Origin of the sequence: Kitasatospora sp. NPDC093806, from assembly GCF_040683335.1 — a bacterium.
In the GTDB taxonomy this organism is placed as follows: domain Bacteria; phylum Actinomycetota; class Actinomycetes; order Streptomycetales; family Streptomycetaceae; genus Kitasatospora.
This window is the reverse complement of the sequence record NZ_JBFBDO010000067.1, coordinates 1-18,850: the sequence shown is the minus strand read 5'-3', so window position 1 is coordinate 18,850 and position 18,850 is coordinate 1. Positions and strand designations below refer to the sequence as shown.

Here is an 18,850-nt window from a genome sequence, read left to right as displayed (position 1 = left end):
TCTGTCTCTTTTTCAAACAGAAAGCAACGCAGCATAGGCATGGCGTGGGCCGTCACTCAAGAGGCGTGCATGCTCATGGCGACCGTTGTCAGCACTTGTCCCATATGGCGTGTCACAGCTTGATCTCGTCCTGCGGCGGGGCTTGACGGTCCGTCGCGGCGTGGTGGGATATTTCACGTCGCGTTGGAATGCGTTTGGTTCTGCTTGATTAGGAGCGTTTCGTCCATGACCCGAAGCACCACCCGTCACCGCGCCGCGGCAGGCTCCCTCCTGCTGGCCCTGGGCCTCACCACCGCGTGTTCCACCGGACAGGAGACGACCACCGGCAACGCCTCGGTGGCCCCGGTCAGCGGGAAGATCTCGATCACCTACCTGCAGAAGCAGGGCGACCAGGAGTACTTCATCGGCGAGGCCGCCGGGGCCAAGGCGAAGGCCGCCGAACTCGGCGTCGACCTCAAGGTGGTGAACCTCGGCAACGACGCCAACAAGACGGTCAGCGAGGTCCAGGCGGCCATCGCGCAGAAGACCAACGGCGTCATCATCGTGGTCCCGGACCCGGCCGTCGGACCGCAGGTCGTCCAGACCGCCCGGGACGCCAAGATCGCCCTGCTCACCTCCGACGACCAGGTCTGCGCCACCGGCCCCGCCCCCGCCTCCTGCGCCAAGTCCGACCTGGTGCCGCGGATCGGCTTCAGCGGCGCCCAGATGGGGGCCGAGGTCGGCAAGCGCGCCGCCGAGGAGTACGCCAAGGCCGGCTGGAGCGCCGCCGACACCCGGGTGATCTCGGCCTGGAAGCAGGACGTCACCGTCTGCGGAGACCGCGTCAAGGCGGCCAAGGAGGCGTTCAACGCGGCCGTGCCCGGGGTGCAGAACATCGACGTCGCCACCGACAACACGCCCACCGGCGCCCAGGACAAGGTCGCCGCGACCGTCACCGCCAACGCGGGCGTCAAGCACTGGGTGGTGTGGGGCTGCAACGACGAGAACGTGCACGGCGGCGTCACCGCGCTGCAGAACGCCGGCGTCGGCGCGGACCAGGTCATCGGCATCGGCCTCGGCGCCTACCTGGCCTGCAAGGACTGGAGCGGCGGCAAGCCCACCGGCATGCGGGCCGCGCTGTTCATCAACGGCAAGGAGGTCGGCGCGCTCGCCGTCCAGACCATGTACGACAAGCTCAAGAACGGTAAGGACCTGCCCGCCGAACTGTTCGCCCGTACCACCATGGTCGACGCCGCCAGTTGGCAGAGCGCGGGCGTCACCTGTGGGTGACCCGACCGCGGCACCGCCCGCCGCCCCCGGCCCGCCCGCCGCCCCCGGCCCGACCTCCGGCCCCGGCCCGGCCCCCGCCGGAGCCACCGGCGTTGCGGCCGTCGGCAAGACCTTCGGCACCGTCCGGGCCCTGAGCGGTGTCACCCTCGACTTCCCCCGCGGCACGGTCACCGCGCTGATGGGCGAGAACGGCGCCGGCAAGTCCACCCTGCTGAAGATCCTCACCGGCGACCAACCGCCCACCGAGGGCCGCGTCCTGCTCGACGGCCGCCCCGTCGACCTGCGCTCCCCGGCCCAGGCCCGCGCCCTCGGGATCCGGATCGTCCCGCAGGAACCCGAGATCATCCCGCACGTCTCGGTCGCCGAGAACATCTACGTGGGCGCCCTGCCCACCGGCCGCGGCCGCCGGCTGGACCGCGCCGCGCTGCGCCGCCGGGTCACCGCCGACCTCGACCGGCTCGGCTTCACCGGAGTCCTCGACCCCGACCTCCCCGGCGCCCGACTGACCGCCGCCCAGCGCCAACTGGTCGAGATCATGCGCGCGTTGACCGGCGAGGCCAAGCTGATCGCGTTCGACGAGCCGACCTCCTCGCTGTCCGAACAGGAGGTCGACGCCCTGTTCGCGCTGATCGGCCGGCTGCGCGAGCGGGGCATCGCCGTCGTCTACGTCTCGCACCGGATGCGGGAGATCTTCCGGCTCGCCGACCGGATCGCCGTCCTGCGCGACGGCGCCCTCGTCGGCGTCCAGGACGCGCGGGACACCAGCGAGGGCGAGCTCGTCCGGCAGATGGTCGGCCGCGACCTGTCCTCGGTGTTCGTCCGCGGCAACGTCGCCACCGACCGCGTCGTGCTGCGGGTCAGCGGCCTGACCACCGACCACGTCCGGGACGTCGACCTGACCGTGCGGGCCGGCGAGGTCGTCGGCCTGGCCGGGCTGATCGGCGCCGGGCGCTCCGAACTCGCGCTCGCCCTGGCCGGCGACCTGCCCGTGCGCTCCGGCACCGTCACCCTCGACGGCGAGCCGCTGCCGTTCGGCGACCCGGGCAAGGTGATCCGGGCCGGCCTCGGCCTCGCCCCCGAGGAACGCAAGGCCCAAGCGCTCTTCCTGCACCGCTCGATCCGCGACAACACCTCGATCGCCGTCCTGGAGCGGCTGCGCCGCTGGCGCTTCGTCAGGCGCGGGGCCGAACGCGAACTGGCCCGGGAATACGCGGGCCGGCTGCGGGTGCGCACCCCGTCGATCGAGCACGAGGTCCGCAAGCTCTCCGGCGGCAACCAGCAGAAGGTCGTGCTGGCCCGCTGGCTGGCCCGCCGGCCCAAGCTGCTGATCCTCGACGAACCGACCCGCGGCATCGACATCGGGGCCAAGGCCGAGATCTACCGGATCATCGCCGACCTCGCAGAGGAGGGCGTCGCGCTGCTGGTGATCTCCTCCGAACTGCCCGAGGTCCTGGGCCTGGCCGACCGGATCGTGGTCATGCAGGGCGGGCGGGTCACCGGCGAGCTGGACCGCGCCGACGCCACCGAGGAGGCCGTCCTGCAGCTCGCCATGGCCGACGACATCACCCGTACGACCTCCCCGGGAGCCCCCTCGTGACCAGTGCCGCCACTCCGCCCGCCGAGACCCCGCCCGCCACCGGGCTCGCCGCCACCGCGCCCGCCGCTACCCCGCCCGCCCCCGACCGGCCGGTCCACCGGGCCGGCCGGCGCGGGCTGCCCGCCGGTGTCGACGGCCAGAACCTCAGCCTGGTCGGCGCCCTCGCCCTGGTCCTCACCGTCTTCGGCGTCCTCAACGACAACTACCTCAGCTGGACCAACGTCCAGGTGATCGCCGAGGCGGCGACCATCACCGGCCTGCTCGCCGTGGTCCAGACCGTCGTGATCATCTGCGGCGGCCTGGACATCTCGGTCGGCTCGCAGGCCGGCCTGGCCTCCGTGGTCAGCGCCATGGCCTACACCTCGGCCGGGTCGAACGCCTTCGCGGGCATGGCCGTCGCCGTCGCCGTCGGCCTCCTGGTGGGCGTGCTGAACGGCGTGGTCATCGTGTACGGCCGGGTCAACCCGACCATCGCCACCCTGGCGGGCCTGGCCGCCTACAAGGGCGTCGCCCAACTCGTCTCGGACGGCCGGGCACAGGGCTATGTGCTCGCCGACCCGGTGTTCGTCTTCCTCGGCCGCGGCAAGGTCGCCGGCCTGCCGGTGATGGTCTGGATCCTGATCCTCGTCGCGCTGGCGGTGCACGTGCTGCTCAAGTACACCGACCTCGGCCGCAACCTCTACGCGATCGGCGGCAACGACACCGCCGCCCGGCTGGCCGGCATCCCGATCAACAAGTACCTGGTCGCCGTGTACGCCCTGATCGGCGCGGTGGCCGCGCTCGCCGGCATCCTGCTCACCGCCCGGACCGGGTCCGGGCAGCCGGTCTCCGGCAGCGAGGGGCTGGAGCTCAAGGCGATCACCGCCGCCGCGCTCGGCGGCTGCGCGCTCAAGGGCGGCAAGGGCGGCATCGGCGGGACGCTGCTGGCCGTCGCCCTGCTCGGCGCGCTGGAGAACGGCCTCACCGTGCAGGGCATCAACTCGTTCTGGCAGAACGTCGCCCAGGGCTCGCTGCTCGTGGTCGCGGTGGTCATCCAGCAGTCCCGCAGCGGCGAACGCGCGGTCGGCCTGCCCGGGTAGCCGCGCCGGGCCCGGCCGAGGGCGCGGTCAGGCCTCCGGCACCTGCGCGACGACCAGCTCCCCGACCGTCTCCGCCAGCGCGCCGCGGGCCTGGGCGTTCAGCGCCGAGTCGGTGACGAACACGTCGATCTCGTCGAGCGCGGCGAACCCGCTGAGCGCGACGACGCCCCACTTGGTGTGGTCGGCCACCACGACGACCCGGCGCGCGGAGGCGATCAGCGCGCGGTTGGTCTGCGCCTCGGCGAGGTTCGGCGTCGTCAGACCGGCCTTCTCGGAGACCCCGTGGGCGCCCAGGATCAGCAGGTCCACGTGCAGGGACTGGACCGCCTGGTCGGCCAGCGGACCGACCAGCGCGGCCGAGGGGGTGGGCGAGCCGCCGGTCAGCAGCAGCGCCGGCGCGGTGGCCTCCTGCTCCTCGCCGGCCGCCCGGATCAGCTCCGCGACCGGCAGCGAGTTGGTGACCACGGTGAGCCGCGGCACGTGCAGCAGCCGCGCGGCGACCGCGAAGGCGGTGGTGCCCGCGGCGACCGCGATCACGCTCCCCGGCTCCACCAGGGTCGCCGCGGCCTCCGCCACGGCGGCCTTCGCGGCCGACTCCAGGCCCGACTTCGCCTCGAAGCCGGGCTCGTCGATGGCCGTCCCCGAGGCCGCGACGGCGCCGCCGTGCACCTTCTTCACCACGCCCGAGCGCTCCAGCGCGTCGAGGTCGCGACGCACGGTCATGTCCGAGACGCCCAGCTGGTCGACCAGCTCGGCGACCCGCACGGCCCCGCTGCGGCGCACCATCTCGGCGATCATCGCCTGTCGTTGGTGGGCCAACAGTCCGGTGTCCGCCACGGCTCCACTCCCTCACGCTGGTACGTCCTCAGGACCGAACAGTCAGCAAAGGATACTGGCCGATCTTGGAACCCGCTGCTGGAGGCAGAATGGCGGCATGGGACAGACATACGAAAATATCAACGCCAAGCTGCGCTCCTTCATCGAGAGACAGCCCGTCTTCTTCGTCGCGACCGCGCCGCTCGCCGCCGACGGCCACGTCAACCTCTCGCCCAAGGGGCGCTCCGGGACCCTCGTCGTGCTCGACGAACTCACCCTCGCCTACCTGGACTTCGGCGGGTCCGCGGCGGAGACGGTGGCCCATGTCCGGGAGAACGGGCGGATCACCCTGATGTGGTGCGCCTTCGACGGGCCGCCGAAGATCCTGCGGGTGCACGGCCAGGGCGAGGCGGTCTTCCGGGACGACCCGCGGTTCACCGAGCTGCTCGGGCGGTTCGACCCGGCCGTCGACGGCGCCTCGCTGCGGGCGATCGTCCTGGTGCGGGCCGAGCGGGTCAGCGACTCCTGCGGCTTCGCCGTCCCGATGATGGACTACCAGGGCGACCGCGACCTGCACGACCAGTACTTCAGCCGCAAGACCGACGAGGAGTTCGGCGCCTACTGCGAGTCGAAGCAGTACATCGGCACCAGCCTCGACGGCCTGCCCGCGATCCCGCTGCCGCTGCCCGCCCGCCCGGACGCGGTCCAGCCGGTCTAGGCCCGGGCCTGAGCCCGGGCCCGGGGTCTACGCCTGGGCCGTGCGGTGGCGGTAGTGGTGGAGGTCGCGGAGCAGGGCGATCTCCGCGCCGTGGTGCAGCAGCTCCTGGTTGACCCACCAGACGATCTCCCAGAACGGGTTCTCCGGGTCGCTGCCGTAGGGGTAGGCGCAGAAGCCGACGGTGTCCAGCGCGGCGTCGTCGACGGTCAGCAGCGTCGTCCGCCAGGCGTCGGCGGCGGCGTCGAAGGCCTGGACGGCGGAGGCCGCGTCACCGCTCACCGGGAAGTCCTCCCGGGTCAGCGAGCGGGTGCCGGTGGCGTGATCGGCGCGCAGCGTGAGCATCTCGGTGAGGTGGCTCAGCCGCCAGGCCAGGGTGGTGAACGGCGGCGGCACCGGGTGCGGGTACGCGGCGGCGTCGCGGCCCCACGCGCCGGCGCCGTCCAGCCGGGTGGCGCGCTCGCCGGGGCCGTCCGCGTGCCGGCGGACCGACCAGCAGCCGGGCACCGGCTCCCAGCGGTACTCCTCGTCGGTGAGCGGGCCGACCGGGACGTCGTTGCCGTTGCCGCTGTCCACCACCGGGCCCGCCAGCCGGTCGGCGAGGCGCTTGCGCGCGAAGTCGAACTCCTCCAGCAGGGGGGCCAGGCGGGCGGGCAGGGTCATCGGACGCTCCTCGGGTGGCCGGTGGTGGCGGGTGGCCGGTGGCCGGTGGTGGACGTGCGCTGGCGCGGCACCGGGAGGCTCCCGGCGCACTCGGCCGCACCCTGCCACAACCGCGGCGGCCCCGGCCACGCCTTTTCGGGGCACCCCCCGGGGGGCACATGGACCTCCTCCGCCTTGCGGCGCACGCCCCCTGACGCCGTGGCGTCGTCCGACCCGATCCACCGGACCCGCCCGCACCGGCGGGTCCGGCATAGCCTCGGGGCATGAGCAACGAGAGCGATGCGCAGTGGGACGCGGAGGCGTTCGAGGGCGACCAGGAGCCGGGCGCGGCGGTCGCCCCGGCCGGCTTCGAGCTGGGGACCGACGGGCCGAAGGTGATCCTGGCCGGCCTGGACGGCTCCGAGTCGGCCTGGCGGGCCACCGCCTACGCGGCCGGACTGGCCCGGCGGCAGAACGCCAACCTGGCGATCGCCTACATCCAGCCGGTCCTGGGCGCGGCCACCGCCCTGGCCGGCGCGGCCGTGGAGGAGACCACCCGGGAGATCGCCGAGGAGCTGCTCGCCGCGCTGCGCGAGGCCGAGCACCGGCTGCGCGACGTCTGGCGGCTGGACTGGCGGTTCCTCACCGTCCGGGGCGACCCGTTCACCGGCCTGGCCCGGCTGGCGGACGAGCTGCGGGCGGACGCGGTGGTGGTCGGCGCCTCCGAGCAGGCCGGGCACCGGGTGATCGGCTCGGTCGCGGTGCGGCTGGTCAAGGCGGGCCGCTGGCCGGTCACGGTGGTCCCGTAGCCGGGTCGGCGCGGGGGCGGTCCCGGGCCGGCGGTCGGGCCGGAACGGGACCCCGGCCCCGTGCGCCCGGGACGGCGGCTCCCCGACGCTCTCGGTACGGGCCGGAGCAGACGGCCCGGCCGACCGCCGTCGGCACGGCACGAACGGGAGACCCGCATGTACGCACACTGGGGCACCTTCACCAAGAACGACACCCTCGGCGACTGCCTCGGCCTGGCGCAGACGGCGCTCGAACGGCAGGGCCTCCAGGTCTGGGACCTCGCCGGTGACGGCGACTACCAGGTGATCGGGGGCAACGCGGACGTGATCGCGACCGTCGTCTGCGTCCCGCAGTCCGGCAACATCTGGCTGACCGTCAGCGCCTACTCGACGGACTCGACGCTCGCCGAGCGCACCCGCAACGACGTGCGCTCGTACATCGTCAACTCGATCCGGATCGACTGAGGTCCGACGGTGCCCGGCCGGACGGCGCAGCGGTGACGCCCGGGGCGGCGGTGGCACCCGGGGCGGCGGTGCAGCCCGGCGGAGCACCGGCCCCGGGGCGGCGGGCCCGGCCCCGGGGCCGACCCGGGCCCGGCGATAGGGTTCGGGACCATGACGGAGACTCCGGCCGAACCGCCCCGGACACCCCGCCGCGCGGCCGGCCCACCGGGCGCCGAGAGCGCCACCGGCACCGATACCCCCGGCGACGCGGGCCCGTCCGGTACCGACCTGCACCTCGACCTGCCCGCCACCGGCAGCCGGCGGGCCGCCCTGATGGCCGCCCTGCGCGAGGCGATCCGCAGCGGCCGGCTCGCCCCCGGCACCCGGCTGCCGCCCTACCGGACCCTCGCCACCGACCTCGGCATCGCCCGGAACACCGCCGCCGACGCCTACGCCGAGCTGGTCGCCGAGGGCTGGCTCACCGCCCGTCAGGGCTCGGGCACCACCGTCGCCGAACGGGCCGAACCCGCCCCGGCGACCCGGGCCCGCCGCTCCGCCCGGGCGCCGCGCCCCGCCCACGACCTGCGCCAGGGCCAGCCGGACGCCGCCGCCTTCCCGCGCGGCGGCTGGCTCGCCGCCGGGCGCCGGGCCCTCACCGCCGCGCCCAACGAGGCCTTCGGGCCCGGTGACCCGCAGGGCCGCCGCGAGCTGCGCGGCGTCCTCGCCGACTACCTGGCCCGGGCCCGCGGCGTGCGCACCGACCCGGACCGGATCGTGATCTGCTCCGGCTTCGCGCACGCGCTGCGGCTGCTGTTCGACGGCCCGCGCGCCGTCCTCCCCGCCGCGACCACCGGCCCGCTCGCCGTCGAGGGCTACGGACTGGCCTTCCACCGCGGGCTGCTGGCGGCCGCCGGGGTGGGCTCCGTACCGCTGCCGCTCGACGAGGACGGAGCCCGGGTCGGCGACCTGGCCCGCCACCCGGACGTGCGGACCGTGCTGCTCACCCCCGCCCACCAGTTCCCGACCGGGGGACCGCTGCACGCGGCCCGGCGGGCGGCCGTGGTCGACTGGGCGCGGGGGAGCGGCGGGCTGGTCCTGGAGGACGACTACGACGGGGAGTTCCGCTACGACCGGCAGCCGGTCGGCGCGCTCCAGGGCCTGGACCCGGAGCGGGTGGTCTACCTCGGCACGGCGAGCAAGAGCCTGAGCCCGGCGCTGCGGCTCGGCTGGCTGGTGCTGCCGGACGACCTGGTCGACCGGGTGCTCGCGGCCAAGGGGGAGCGGGAGGCCTGGGCCAGCGCGCTGGACCAGCTGACGCTCGCGGAGTTCGTCGACTCGGGCGGCTACGACCGGCACGTCCGGCGGATGCGGCGCCGCTACCGGGACCGCCGGGACCGGCTGGTCGCCGCGCTGGCCGAGCGCGCCCCGCACGTCGGGGTCACCGGGATCGCGGCCGGTCTGCACGCGGTGCTGCGGCTCGCCCCGGGCACCGAGCGGCCGGCGCTCGCGGCCGCCGACCGCCGGGGGCTGGCCGTGGACGGGCTGGCCGCCTTCCGGCACCCGCTGCTCGCGCCGGAGGCGATGGCGGCCCCGGACGGCCTGGTCGTCGGCTACGCCACGCCGCCCGACCACGCCTACCCGGCGGCGCTGGACGCGCTCTGCGACGCCCTGCCGCCGCCCTGACGCCGCCGCCCTGACCGGCCCGGAGACCCGGCCGGGAAGCCGCAGGCGGGTGCGGAGGGTAGATCGCCCGCGGGTGCGGAGGGTAGATCGCCGACGGCGCGGCGAAGGGCGGAACCGGAGGGTAATGGCCTCCGGCGTCCGCTCCGCTGTCATATGCCGGTACGGGCCGGGGCGGAGGCGCCCACCGGGGTCCGCACCGCCGCCTACGCTCCATGGTCATGCGCACCTCATTCCTGAGCCGTATCGGCCTGCCCGCGATCCTCGCCCTCCTCCTCGGCCTGCTGCTGACGGCCACCCCGGCGAACGCCGCCACCCCGCTGCTCTCGGTCTCCTCCGACAAGGCGACGGCGACCCCGGGTTCCGCCGTCACCCTGACCCTCACCCTGACCAACCCGCACGACACCCCCGTGCAGTTCGTCTACGAGTCCATCCAGCCGACCTACGGCACCACCCTGAACACCGGCCTGAAGTACGGCTTCTCCTCCTGCGGCGGCAACGTCTCCTCCTGCGACACCGGCGCCACCAACGGCCTGGTCCACCACAGCGTCCCGGTCGCGGCCGGCGCCACCACGACGGTCACCCTGACCTACACCATCGCCACCGACTCGGCCTGCGGCAACGGCGCGCGGATCGACTTCTACACGTACCTCTACTACGAGTACGCGGCAGGCACGGCCACCGACTCCGGCATCTTCGACGTCCCCGGCAACGAGGTCACCTGCTCCTGACCCCGCCCCCCGTTTCCCGTCCACCGCAGCCGGCCGGCCGGTTCCGCAGGACCGCGGACCCGCGTCCTGCGGAACCCGCCGGCCCGTCGCGCCTCGCTCGGACGGGTGACGCGCGGAGTGGCGGCACCGGACGGCGGCGGTGGCGCGGGAGGCTTGCCGCCCACGCACTTCGTGAGCGGAGCACCGCCATGTCCGAAGCGGAGACCCGGGCACCCGAGGCCGCCGAACCCACCGGCGCGCAGCACCCGGAGCGCCCCTGCGCCCCGACCACCGAGGCCGCCCGGCACGGCCCCCGCCGGTTCCGCGCACGCCGCGGGCGCGGCCGCGCCCCCTCGGTGGCGGCGCTGTGACGGCGTCCGGCGCCGGCTCCGGGCTCGCCTCGATCCGGCCGGCGCCCCGGGCCCGACCGGTGCTGGGGCACGGACCGGCCATGCTGCGGGATCCACTGGCCTTCCTGGACGGACTGCCCGGTGACCGGCCGATGCTGCGGCTGCGGCTGGGGCCGAGCACGCTGGTCCTGGTCTGCGACCCCGGGCTGGTCCGTCAGGTCTTCCTGGACGACCGGACCTTCGACAAGGGCGGTCCGCTGTACGAGCGGGTCCGCGAGGTCCTCGGCAACGGGCTCGTCACCTGCGCGCACCGCGACCACCGGCGCCAGCGCCGGCTGTGCCAGCCGTCCTTCCGCGCCGACCGGCTGCCCAACGTCGTCGCCGCCGCGACCGCCGCCGCGCGGCAGACCACCGGCGCCTGGCGCGATGGGCAGGTCCTCGACGTGATCGCGGAGTCCATGGCCTTCGCCACCCGCGGCCTCCTGGGCAGCCTGTTCAGCACCTCGCTGCCCGACGCCACCGGCGAGCGGATCCGCCGGATGCTCGCCGTCCTCGACGACGGGATCTTCCGCCGCGCCTTCAGCCCCGCGCTGGTCAACCGGCTGCCGCTGCCCGCCAACCGGCGCTACCGGGAGGCCGCGGCCGGGCTGCGCCGCGAGGTCGCCGCGATCATCCGCGCCCGCCGAGCGGAGCGGCGCGACCACGGGGACCTGCTCTCCACCCTCCTCGGTGTCGCCGGCTCCGACCTCGGCGGCCTCGGCGGGCCGGCCCTGTCCGAGACGGAGATCATCGACCAGGTGCAGGTCTTCCTCCACGCGGGCGTGGAGGCCAGTGCCGTCGCCCTGGCCTGGTCGCTGCACCTGCTGGCCGAGCATCCGGCGGTCGCCGAGGCCGTACGGGCGGAACGCGACGCCGTCCTGGGCGACGCCGCCTGCGCGCCGGAGCACCTGCCCCGCCTCGTCCTGACCCGGGCCGTGGTGACCGAGGCGCTGCGGCTCCATCCGCCGGCCTGGCTGCTGACCCGCTCGGTGGAGCAGAACACGGACCTCGGCGGCGTCCGGCTGCCCGCGGGCACCGCCGTCGCCCTCAGCCCCTACCTGCTGCACCGCCGCCCCGAGCTCCACCCCCGGCCCGAGCTCTTCGACCCGGACCGCTGGCGCGACGGCCCGCCCGACCGCGCCACCTTCCTCCCCTTCGGGGCCGGGGCCCGCAAGTGCATCGGCGAACGCCAGGGCGTGGAGAGCGTCGTGACCGGGCTCGCCGTCATCACCGGGAACTGGCGGCCGGCCCCCGTCGTCGCGCCGTCGCCGCGGCCCCGCGCCCTGCTGATGCCGCGCGGCCTGCGGCTGCGGGTGAGCGCCCGGTGAGCGCCCGGTGAGCGGCGCCGCCCCGGTCAGCCGGGACCGGCGGGGAGCCGGGCCGTGACCGAGGAACTCCCCGTCCTCCCGGACATCCCCGGCCCGTTCCCCTCCACCTTCGGCGCCCACCCGCACCCGCACGCCGAACCGGCCGCGAACGACGTCCTGGCACTCCTGGCCGGCATCGACGCCCCCGCCGGCCTGCGCCGCAGGCTCGCCGACATCGGCCTCGGCCCCCTCACCGGCCGGCTCTATCCCGGCACCTCCCGGCAGGGCCTGCGCCTGGCCATGCTCTACTACGCCCAGTTCTGCCTGCACGAGGACTGGATCACCCGCCAGGCCCCCGCCGCCCTCACCCGCGCCTACGACCGCGTGCTGGCCGCCTTCGACGGGGCGCCCACCACCCCGGACGACCTGCCGCTCACCCGGCTGACCGCCCACCTCGGCCGGCACCTGCGCGCCTTCCGGCGGCCCGAGCACACCGGGCGCTTCCGCACGGCGCTGGGCGACTACCTGGGCGCCCACCTGTGGGAGGCGGACCTCCGACTGCACCGCCGCACCCCCACGCCGGCCGAGTACCGGCACCTGCGACCCGTCGTCCTGGGCGTGCGCCCGCTGCACGAGCTGTACCCGGTGATCCACGAGCGGCCGGTGCCCGCCCACCTGCTGGGCCACCCCGTGGTCGAGGCCCTGGGCGCGATGATGGTCGACTTCCACGTCCTGGCCAACGACGTGCACTCGCTGGCCAAGGAGCTGCGCGAGGAGCGGCACCCCCTCAACATCGTGCTCGTCCTGCGCGCCGAGCAGGGCCTGACCCTGCAACAGGGCGTCGACGCCGCCGCCCGCGCCGCCGCGGAGGAACTGGACGCCTACCGGCGGCTCAAGGCGACCCTGCCGCGCCTGGGCCTCGGCCACCCGGCGCTCGCCGCCCACCTGGCCGACGTGGAGCGCCTCGCCGCGGACACCGTCGCCTGGCACCTCGCCACCCCCCGCTACCGGACCCCCGCCGACGGACGGCCCGGCACGTGAGCCCCCACCCTCCGGGCCCGCCCGGGACCGGGCCCCGAGCCGGCTGCGGGCCGTAGACGACGACCTCGGCACGGGCGACGGGGCCGTCACCCCCGCCGCGGCGCTGCCGCCCGAGCGCCCCCTCCGGCCTCACCGTCGCGGTGCGGCGGCGGCTGTGACCAACCCTCCGGGCCGACCGGCCGTACGCGCGTACCCGTTCGACTCGGTGCGGCGGGCGGCACCGCTGCGGCCCGGGACCGAGCGGGCGCCGGGAATTGTCGGACCCGGGTGGCAGGCTGGGCGCCATGGCCGAATCCGTGACCACCTACGCCCGCGCGACCGCCCCGGACGAGGGCGCGCCGCCGATCCCCGACGCCGTCGCGGCGGTGATCCGCGCACGGGCCGGCGAGCTGCTGGCGCCCCGGGTCCACCGGCTGTTCCGCTCCTCCCTCGTGCTCGACGCGCTCGACCCGGCGGAGGCGGCCGGACCGGACGCACCCGGTGCGGACGGCGGGCGGCTCGGCGGGCTGCCAGGGCTGCCGGACGGGACGGACTGGCCCGCCTTCGCCGGCCGGCCGATGCAGCTGCTCGCCCAGCTCGACTGCGCCGGGCTCGCGGCGGCCTTCCGGGCCGGCGGGCCGGCCGGCGGCGACTGGCCGCTTCCCGCCGACGGGCTGCTGCTGTTCTTCCACGACGAGTGGCTCACCGACTTCAGCGGCCGCGGCTGCCGCGTCCTGCACGTGCCCGTCGGCGCCCCGCCGCGGTCGGCGCCGGCCGACGACCGCGGCACGCCCGCCGTCCCGGCCGTCCCGGTCCGCGCCGCCTGGGCGCTGTCCGCGCCGTCCTACCAGGACCGCGAGCTGGAGAACGTCTTCCCCGACGACTTCCTGATCGCCCTCGACCTCGCCCAGGACGTCGCCGAGCAGCTGCCCCGCCCCGCGGTCCGGGTGCTCGGCTGGTGCGACACCGACACCGGCCGCCCCGAGGGGCACCGCCCGCTGCTCCAGATCGAGAGCGCCGCACTGGACGTGGACTGGGGCGAGTGCGTCAACGTCTCCTTCTGGATCACCGACGAGGACCTCGCGGCGGGCCGCTTCGACCGGGTCCGGCACGGCTTCGAGGTCGCCTGACCGGGCCGGGCGCGGCCGGGCGGCCCCGCCCGGCCGCCGCTAGGCTGGGAGAAGGCCCGGCCGAGGCCGGCCGGACCGCACGGCGGAGCGGTGGACGGACGTGGCCCCAGAAACAGACCCGGCCCCGGAATCAGACTCGGCCCCGGATAGAGACCCGGCCCCGGCGGCGGACCCGGCCCAGGCGGCGGGGAGCACCGGGCGGGACGCCGACGAGGCCGCCCCCGTCGCCGAACTGCTGCGTTCGCTGCGCGCCCACCCGGCCCGGATGCCGGAGCTGCTCGCCGTGTTCGGCGTCCGCCACCGCGGGCCGCGCGCCGCCCGTCGGGTCGCGGCGCTGCGGGCGGCCCACCCCGACGCGCCGCCGGGCGAGCTGGTGCGGCGGACCGTCGACCACGCCCGCCGGGTCAGCCAGAGCGAGGGGGCGTTCGTCGGCGGGCCCTTCGTCTGGCTGATCCCGTTCGCCTTCTGCACCGCGCTGCTCGCCCAGGGCCAGCTGCTGCTGGAGCTCGCCGCGCTCGCCGGCAAGGACCCGACGGCCCCCGCCCGCACCGCCGAGCTGCTCGTCCTCCAGGGCGCCCACCCCGACCTCGCCACCGCCGAGCGGGCGCTCGCGGCCGGGCCCGCCCGCGAGACCGCCGGGGGCCGCCGGTCCGGCCGGCTCCGCGGGTTCGGCTCGCTGCTCTGGCGGATGGCCCGGCTGCTCGGGCTGACCAGCGAGGACACCGACCCGCCGCCGTCCCGCTGGCGGTCGGCCGCGGAGTGGGTCCTGCTGGTCCTGGTGATCCTGCTCGGGACGCTGGCCCCGCTGGTCTGGCTCCCGTACATGGCGGTCAACTACGCCTGGGCCACCGACCGGCTGGCCACCCGCGCGGTCGCCTTCCACTTCGGCGGCGATCCGGCCGGCTGGCCGGGCCCGCACCGAACCAGGGCCGCCCCCGGGATCGCGGCCGCCGCCGGTCGGGCGCTGCTCTCGCTGCTGCTCCCGGCCGGGGCGGTGGCACTGCTGCTGCTCGCGGACGTCCGGCTCGCCGGCAGCCGCTGGCCCGCGCTCGCCGTGGTGCTGATCGGCCTCTCCGTGGTGGTGAGCGCGCTCTGGTGGACCGCCCGCCGCAGGGCCTCCCGCCGGGCCAACTCAACTCCCTCCCAAGCCCCCTGACGGGTGGTCATGACAACCGAGGTTAGGCTTCCCGAAGGGCCGCGGGGAGCGGCCGGGAGAAGGGTGACACGGGTGCGAACCGTACGAGACCAGCACGTGAACGACGACTCCACCGGCGGCCCGCGGCCGAGGCTGCGCGCGGTTCCGGGCCACCGGCTGGCCGGGCTGCCACAGCTCGCCGGGGCGGACGAACGGCTGCGGCACGAGATCGCGGTGGTCGCGGCCGTCCTGCCGTTCAAGGTGAACAACCACGTCCTGGAGGAACTGATCGACTGGCGGCGCGTCCCCGACGACCCGATGTACCGGCTGACCTTCCCGCACCGGGACATGCTCCCGCCGGAGCTCTTCGACCGGATCTCCGGGCTGATCGCCGCGGGTGCGCCGCGGGCGCGGCTGGCGGAGGCCGTCGCCGCCGCCCGGCGGGCCCTCAACCCGCACCCGGGCGGGCAGTTGGAGGAGAACATCCCCGAACTGGACGGCCGCCCGGTGCCGGGCCTCCAGCACAAGTACCGGGAGACGGTGCTGCTCTTCCCCGCCCAGGGCCAGAGCTGCCACGCCTACTGCGGCTACTGCTTCCGCTGGGCCCAGTTCGTCGGCGAGCCGGACCTGCGGCAGAGCCTGCCCGGCCCGGCGACCGCGCTGGCCTACCTGCGGGCCCACCGGGAGGTCTCCGACGTGCTGATCACCGGGGGCGATCCGCTGATCATGTCCACCGACCGGCTGGCCGGCTACGTCGAACCGCTGCTCGGCCCGGGGACCGAGCACCTGCGCACGATCCGGCTGGGCACCAAGGCGCTGGCCTGGTGGCCGCACCGCTTCACCACCGACCCGGACGCCGACGGGCTGCTCCGGCTGTTCGAACGGGTGGTCGCCGCCGGGCGGCAGGTGGCGGTGATGGCGCACGTCAGCCACCCGCGCGAGCTGGCCGGCGAGGCGGTCCGGGCGGCCGTCGCGCGGATCCGTTCGACCGGCGCGGTGATCCGGGCCCAGGCGCCGCTGATCCGGCACGTCAACGACGATCCGGCGGTCTGGGCCGCGCTCTGGCGGGACGCGGTGGCGCTCGGCATCGTGCCGTACTACCTGTTCGTCGAGCGCGACACCGGGGCGAGCTCCTACTTCGAGGTGCCGCTGGCGCGCGCGGTGACCGTCTACCAGGAGGCCTTCCGGCAGGTCTCGGGGCTGGAGCGGACGGCGCGCGGGCCGGTGATGTCGGCCGGGCCGGGGAAGGTCTGCGTGGACGGGGTCGCCGAGATCGCCGGCGAGCGGGTCTTCGTCTGCCGCTTCCTGCAGGCCCGCGAACCGGACCGGGTGGGCCTGCCGTTCTTCGCCCGCTACGACGAACGGGCCACCTGGTTCGACCAGTTGAGGCCGGCCTCGTTCGAGCGGCGGCCGTGGTTCGCGGCCGAGCCGAGCTTCGTCGAGGAGCCCGCGCTGGTCTGAACCGCGCCCCCGGTCACCCCCTGTTCGATGATCGAACAGGCATTCGCAGCGCCCGCGCCCCAGCCGCTGGGGGGCGGGCGTTCGCGCTCCTCCGTTCGGGTGGAGTGAATCGTTCCTACGTCTGGGCGATTCGCATGCGCAGAAACGCGTCGGCGCAACGGTGCACGGTCGCCGGATTCAAACCTTCCGATCGGAGAGATTCACCCTATCGGGGGGCACTCGGCTGCCGTACCGGGTCGGCCGGGCCTTGGTGATCTAGGGTTCCGATGGATCGCCCGAGCGGGCGCACCGCATCGCGAGAACCGCCAACACCCCCGCCGATACGCGTATCTGATGATCCGTCGAGCCATTGTTTTGCCGGCCGCCGCCGGTCGCGCGACGGGCCGCCGTGAACTGACCAGACGAGCCTGACCAGACTAAGGAGAACCCTGCCGATGCCCGTGGAGACGAGCCCGGAAGAGACACCGCAGGTGACGGCGCAGTCCAGCCTGACGACGGCCGCTGCCCGCAATCTGGCCACGACCACCAAGTCCGCGCCGCAGATGCAGGAGATCACCTCCCGCTGGCTGCTCAAGGTGCTGCCCTGGGTGCAGGCCGCCGGTGGCGCCTACCGGGTCAACCGCCGCCTCACCTACACCGTCGGCGACGGCCGGGTCGAGTTCATCAAGACCGGTTCCCAGGTCCGGGTCATCCCGCAGGAGCTGGGCGAGCTCGCCCTGCTGCGCGGTTTCGAGGACGACGAGGTGCTGACCGCGCTGGCCGACCGCTGCGAGCAGCGCGACTTCGGTCCCGGTGAGGTGCTGGCCGAGCGCGGCGAGGCCGCCGACCGCATCTACCTGATCGCCCACGGCAAGATCAACCAGATCGGCATCGGCAAGTACGGTGACGAGACGGTGGTCGGCGTGCTCGGCGACGGCGACCGCTTCGGCGAGCAGTCGGTGCTCGACCCGGCCGCCGTCTGGGAGTTCACCGCCAAGACGGTGACCGCCGGTACCGTGCTGTCGCTGCCGCGCCGTGACTTCGAGCAGATCCGCGACAACTCGGCCGCGCTGCAGGAGCACATCCAGGCCTTCCTGGCCCTGCCGCTCCAGCGCCAGAACGAGCGCGGCGAGGCCGAGATCGCCATGTCGGCCGGCCACCACGGCGAGTACCAGCTCCCCGGCGCCTTCGTGGACTACGAGCTCAAGCCGCGCGAGTACGAGCTGAGCGTCGCCCAGACGATCCTCAAGGTGCACACCCGGGTCGCCGACCTCTACAACCAGCCGATGAACCAGATCGAGCACCAGCTCCGGCTGACCATCGAGGCGCTGCGCGAGCGCCAGGAGTTCGAGCTGGTCAACAACCCGGAGTTCGGCCTGCTCAACAACGCCGACTTCGCCCAGCGGATCCAGACCCACTCCGGTCCGCCCACCCCGGACGACCTGGACGAGCTGCTCAACCGCCGCCGCGACCCCGACTACCTGCTCGCCCACCCGCGGGCCATCGCCGCGATCGGCCGCGAGCTCAACGCGCGCGGGATCTACCCGCACCACGTCGACCTCGGCGGGCAGCAGGTGCCGGCGTGGCGCGGTGTGCCGATCCTGCCCTGCAACAAGATCCCGATCAGCAAGGAGAACACCAGCTCGATCCTGGTGATCCGGACCGGCGAGGACAACCAGGGCGTCATCGGCCTGCACCAGACCGGCCTCCCGGACGAGTACCAGCCGGGCCTCTCGGTCCGCTTCATGGGCATCGACGAGAAGGCGCTCATCTCCTACCTGGTCAGCGCCTACTACTCGGCCGCGATCCTGGTCCCGGACGCGGTCGGCGTCCTGGAGAACGTCGAGATCGCGCACGGCCGCCACTGAGGCGCACGGGCGGGCCGTCCCCGACGGCCCGCCCCGGGCCGTAACCGGCCCACCGCATGATCGTTTCACCAGACGTCGGACGGCCCGCCCCCGAGGCGGGCCGTCCGGTGTCGGCCCCCTTCTCCGGCGCGGCCGACCCTCCTGACGACACGAGAGGTGCATGGAGCCCATGCCGCAGCCCCAGCCGCCCCGGCGGATACCGACGGACGGATCGTCGTGACCGCCGACCGGAGCCCGTCCGGGCCCACGGAGAGCAAGGACCGGGCCGCCGCCGCCACCGGTGCGGCCGCCCGCGCGCGGCGGGTCCGGCTGGCCGGCGCGGCCGCCGGGGTGGCGGCGCTCTGCGCGCTGCTCAGCGGCTCGGCCGCCGCCCGACCCCAGGCCCAGCACGGCAGGGGGTGGCCGCACGGGCCGATCATCGAAACCTGCGTCCACACCGGGACGGGCGTCTCGGTCGGGGTGGGACAGGGGGGCGTGGACGTCGAGGTCGACGTGGACGTGGAAGTGGGCGTGGGGGTCGACCTCTCCGGGACCCACCACCACCCGCACCCGACGCCGGAGCCGCCCAAGCCGTGGCCGCCGAAGCCGTGGCCCACCAAGCCCTGGCCGCCGCACCACCACCCGTGCCCGTCGCCGAGCCCCACGCCTTCGCGGACGCCGACCTCCAGCCCCACGCCGACGCCGACTCCCACGCCGACGCCGACCCCGCGGCCCACCCCGACGCCGACGCCGAGCCCCACCGCCACGCCGACACCCACCCCGGAGCCGGCACCGCCGCCGGCGCCCGCGCCGGTGCCACCGCCACCGGTCGTCCCGACGCC

General features: G+C 75.2%; 17 protein-coding genes and 1 pseudogene. 16 read left to right on the top strand and 2 right to left on the bottom strand.

Annotation, left to right across the window (positions count from 1 at the left end; all coding sequences use genetic code 11):
- The first annotated feature begins 225 nt into the window (after positions 1-225).
- The 3 genes from AB0N76_RS26430 to AB0N76_RS26420 are packed head-to-tail and all read left to right on the top strand — an operon-like array spanning position 226 to position 3,945.
- Positions 226-1,269 carry a substrate-binding domain-containing protein gene (locus tag AB0N76_RS26430; RefSeq protein ID WP_363561028.1) on the top strand — a complete coding sequence of 348 codons (1,044 nt, stop codon included), beginning with the start codon at positions 226-228 and terminating at the stop codon, positions 1,267-1,269.
- The gene (locus AB0N76_RS26425) at positions 1,262-2,866 is read left to right on the top strand and encodes a sugar ABC transporter ATP-binding protein (protein WP_363561026.1); all 1,605 of its coding nucleotides are present in this window, start codon (positions 1,262-1,264) and stop codon (positions 2,864-2,866) included. Before AB0N76_RS26430 ends, AB0N76_RS26425 begins: the two co-directional genes overlap by 8 nt.
- A complete protein-coding gene (locus tag AB0N76_RS26420) occupies positions 2,863-3,945 on the top strand; it encodes an ABC transporter permease (RefSeq protein ID WP_363561024.1) in 1,083 nt (360 codons plus the stop codon). The genes AB0N76_RS26425 and AB0N76_RS26420 overlap by 4 nt, the downstream gene beginning before the upstream one ends.
- A gap of 27 nt (positions 3,946-3,972) precedes the next feature.
- Here the strand turns inward: AB0N76_RS26420 and AB0N76_RS26415 are convergent, their stop codons facing one another.
- Positions 3,973-4,743, bottom strand: a complete 771-nt coding sequence (locus AB0N76_RS26415; RefSeq protein WP_363561078.1) for a DeoR/GlpR family DNA-binding transcription regulator — start codon at positions 4,741-4,743, stop codon at positions 3,973-3,975.
- A gap of 136 nt (positions 4,744-4,879) precedes the next feature.
- Between AB0N76_RS26415 and AB0N76_RS26410 the strand changes: the two genes are divergently transcribed.
- Positions 4,880-5,479 (top strand): pyridoxamine 5'-phosphate oxidase family protein, encoded by a 600-nt coding sequence (locus tag AB0N76_RS26410; RefSeq protein ID WP_363561022.1) that lies wholly within the window; start codon positions 4,880-4,882, stop codon positions 5,477-5,479.
- Positions 5,480-5,506: 27 nt separating this feature from the next.
- Here AB0N76_RS26410 and AB0N76_RS26405 read toward each other — a convergent pair whose 3' ends face one another.
- Entirely contained in the window at positions 5,507-6,139 is a 633-nt protein-coding gene (locus AB0N76_RS26405; protein WP_363561020.1) for a DinB family protein, read from the bottom strand.
- 263 nt (positions 6,140-6,402) lie between these two features.
- Here AB0N76_RS26405 and AB0N76_RS26400 point away from each other — a divergent pair, with 263 nt between their 5' ends.
- The 12 genes and pseudogenes from AB0N76_RS26400 to AB0N76_RS26345 form a co-directional block, all read left to right on the top strand.
- Positions 6,403-6,927, top strand: coding sequence for a universal stress protein (locus tag AB0N76_RS26400; protein WP_363561018.1), 525 nt, complete (start codon positions 6,403-6,405; stop codon positions 6,925-6,927).
- Positions 6,928-7,083: 156 nt separating this feature from the next.
- Positions 7,084-7,371 carry a hypothetical protein gene (locus tag AB0N76_RS26395; protein ID WP_363561016.1) on the top strand — a complete coding sequence of 96 codons (288 nt, stop codon included), beginning with the start codon at positions 7,084-7,086 and terminating at the stop codon, positions 7,369-7,371.
- 150 nt (positions 7,372-7,521) lie between these two features.
- Positions 7,522-9,033, top strand: a complete 1,512-nt coding sequence (locus tag AB0N76_RS26390; protein ID WP_363561014.1) for a PLP-dependent aminotransferase family protein — start codon at positions 7,522-7,524, stop codon at positions 9,031-9,033.
- Positions 9,034-9,251: 218 nt separating this feature from the next.
- Positions 9,252-9,761 (top strand): hypothetical protein, encoded by a 510-nt coding sequence (locus AB0N76_RS26385; RefSeq protein ID WP_363561012.1) that lies wholly within the window; start codon positions 9,252-9,254, stop codon positions 9,759-9,761.
- 188 nt (positions 9,762-9,949) lie between these two features.
- A complete protein-coding gene (locus tag AB0N76_RS26380) occupies positions 9,950-10,111 on the top strand; it encodes a hypothetical protein (RefSeq protein WP_363561010.1) in 162 nt (53 codons plus the stop codon).
- Between the two features lie 80 nt (positions 10,112-10,191).
- Positions 10,192-11,457 carry a cytochrome P450 gene (locus AB0N76_RS26375; RefSeq protein ID WP_363561008.1) on the top strand — a complete coding sequence of 422 codons (1,266 nt, stop codon included), beginning with the start codon at positions 10,192-10,194 and terminating at the stop codon, positions 11,455-11,457.
- Positions 11,458-11,511: 54 nt separating this feature from the next.
- Positions 11,512-12,477 carry a terpene synthase family protein gene (locus tag AB0N76_RS26370; RefSeq protein WP_363561006.1) on the top strand — a complete coding sequence of 322 codons (966 nt, stop codon included), beginning with the start codon at positions 11,512-11,514 and terminating at the stop codon, positions 12,475-12,477.
- A 284-nt stretch (positions 12,478-12,761) separates the two neighbouring features.
- A complete protein-coding gene (locus AB0N76_RS26365) occupies positions 12,762-13,586 on the top strand; it encodes a DUF1963 domain-containing protein (RefSeq protein WP_363561004.1) in 825 nt (274 codons plus the stop codon).
- A 265-nt stretch (positions 13,587-13,851) separates the two neighbouring features.
- Complete coding sequence (locus tag AB0N76_RS26360) at positions 13,852-14,742, top strand: hypothetical protein (protein WP_363561002.1); 891 nt, start codon at positions 13,852-13,854, stop codon at positions 14,740-14,742.
- 72 nt (positions 14,743-14,814) lie between these two features.
- On the top strand, positions 14,815-16,182 hold the full coding sequence (locus tag AB0N76_RS26355) for a lysine 2,3-aminomutase (protein WP_363561000.1): 1,368 nt from the start codon (positions 14,815-14,817) through the stop codon (positions 16,180-16,182).
- A 434-nt stretch (positions 16,183-16,616) separates the two neighbouring features.
- The gene (locus AB0N76_RS26350) at positions 16,617-18,029 is read left to right on the top strand and encodes a family 2B encapsulin nanocompartment shell protein (RefSeq protein ID WP_363560998.1); all 1,413 of its coding nucleotides are present in this window, start codon (positions 16,617-16,619) and stop codon (positions 18,027-18,029) included.
- A 572-nt stretch (positions 18,030-18,601) separates the two neighbouring features.
- A pseudogene (locus tag AB0N76_RS26345) lies at positions 18,602-18,850 on the top strand (hypothetical protein); the annotation flags it as partial.

Coding starts and splice junctions, on each gene's coding strand:
- AB0N76_RS26430 (WP_363561028.1), top strand. CDS start 226: ATGACCCGAAGCACCACCCGTCACCGCGCCGCGGCAGGCTCCCTCCTG.
- AB0N76_RS26395 (WP_363561016.1), top strand. CDS start 7,084: ATGTACGCACACTGGGGCACCTTCACCAAGAACGACACCCTCGGCGAC.
- AB0N76_RS26365 (WP_363561004.1), top strand. CDS start 12,762: ATGGCCGAATCCGTGACCACCTACGCCCGCGCGACCGCCCCGGACGAG.
- AB0N76_RS26390 (WP_363561014.1), top strand. CDS start 7,522: ATGACGGAGACTCCGGCCGAACCGCCCCGGACACCCCGCCGCGCGGCC.
- AB0N76_RS26350 (WP_363560998.1), top strand. CDS start 16,617: ATGCCCGTGGAGACGAGCCCGGAAGAGACACCGCAGGTGACGGCGCAG.
- AB0N76_RS26360 (WP_363561002.1), top strand. CDS start 13,852: ATGCCGGAGCTGCTCGCCGTGTTCGGCGTCCGCCACCGCGGGCCGCGC.
- AB0N76_RS26415 (WP_363561078.1), bottom strand. CDS start 4,743: ATGATCGCCGAGATGGTGCGCCGCAGCGGGGCCGTGCGGGTCGCCGAG.
- AB0N76_RS26375 (WP_363561008.1), top strand. CDS start 10,192: ATGCTGCGGGATCCACTGGCCTTCCTGGACGGACTGCCCGGTGACCGG.
- AB0N76_RS26380 (WP_363561010.1), top strand. CDS start 9,950: ATGTCCGAAGCGGAGACCCGGGCACCCGAGGCCGCCGAACCCACCGGC.
- AB0N76_RS26410 (WP_363561022.1), top strand. CDS start 4,880: ATGGGACAGACATACGAAAATATCAACGCCAAGCTGCGCTCCTTCATC.
- AB0N76_RS26385 (WP_363561012.1), top strand. CDS start 9,252: ATGCGCACCTCATTCCTGAGCCGTATCGGCCTGCCCGCGATCCTCGCC.
- AB0N76_RS26400 (WP_363561018.1), top strand. CDS start 6,403: ATGAGCAACGAGAGCGATGCGCAGTGGGACGCGGAGGCGTTCGAGGGC.
- AB0N76_RS26405 (WP_363561020.1), bottom strand. CDS start 6,139: ATGACCCTGCCCGCCCGCCTGGCCCCCCTGCTGGAGGAGTTCGACTTC.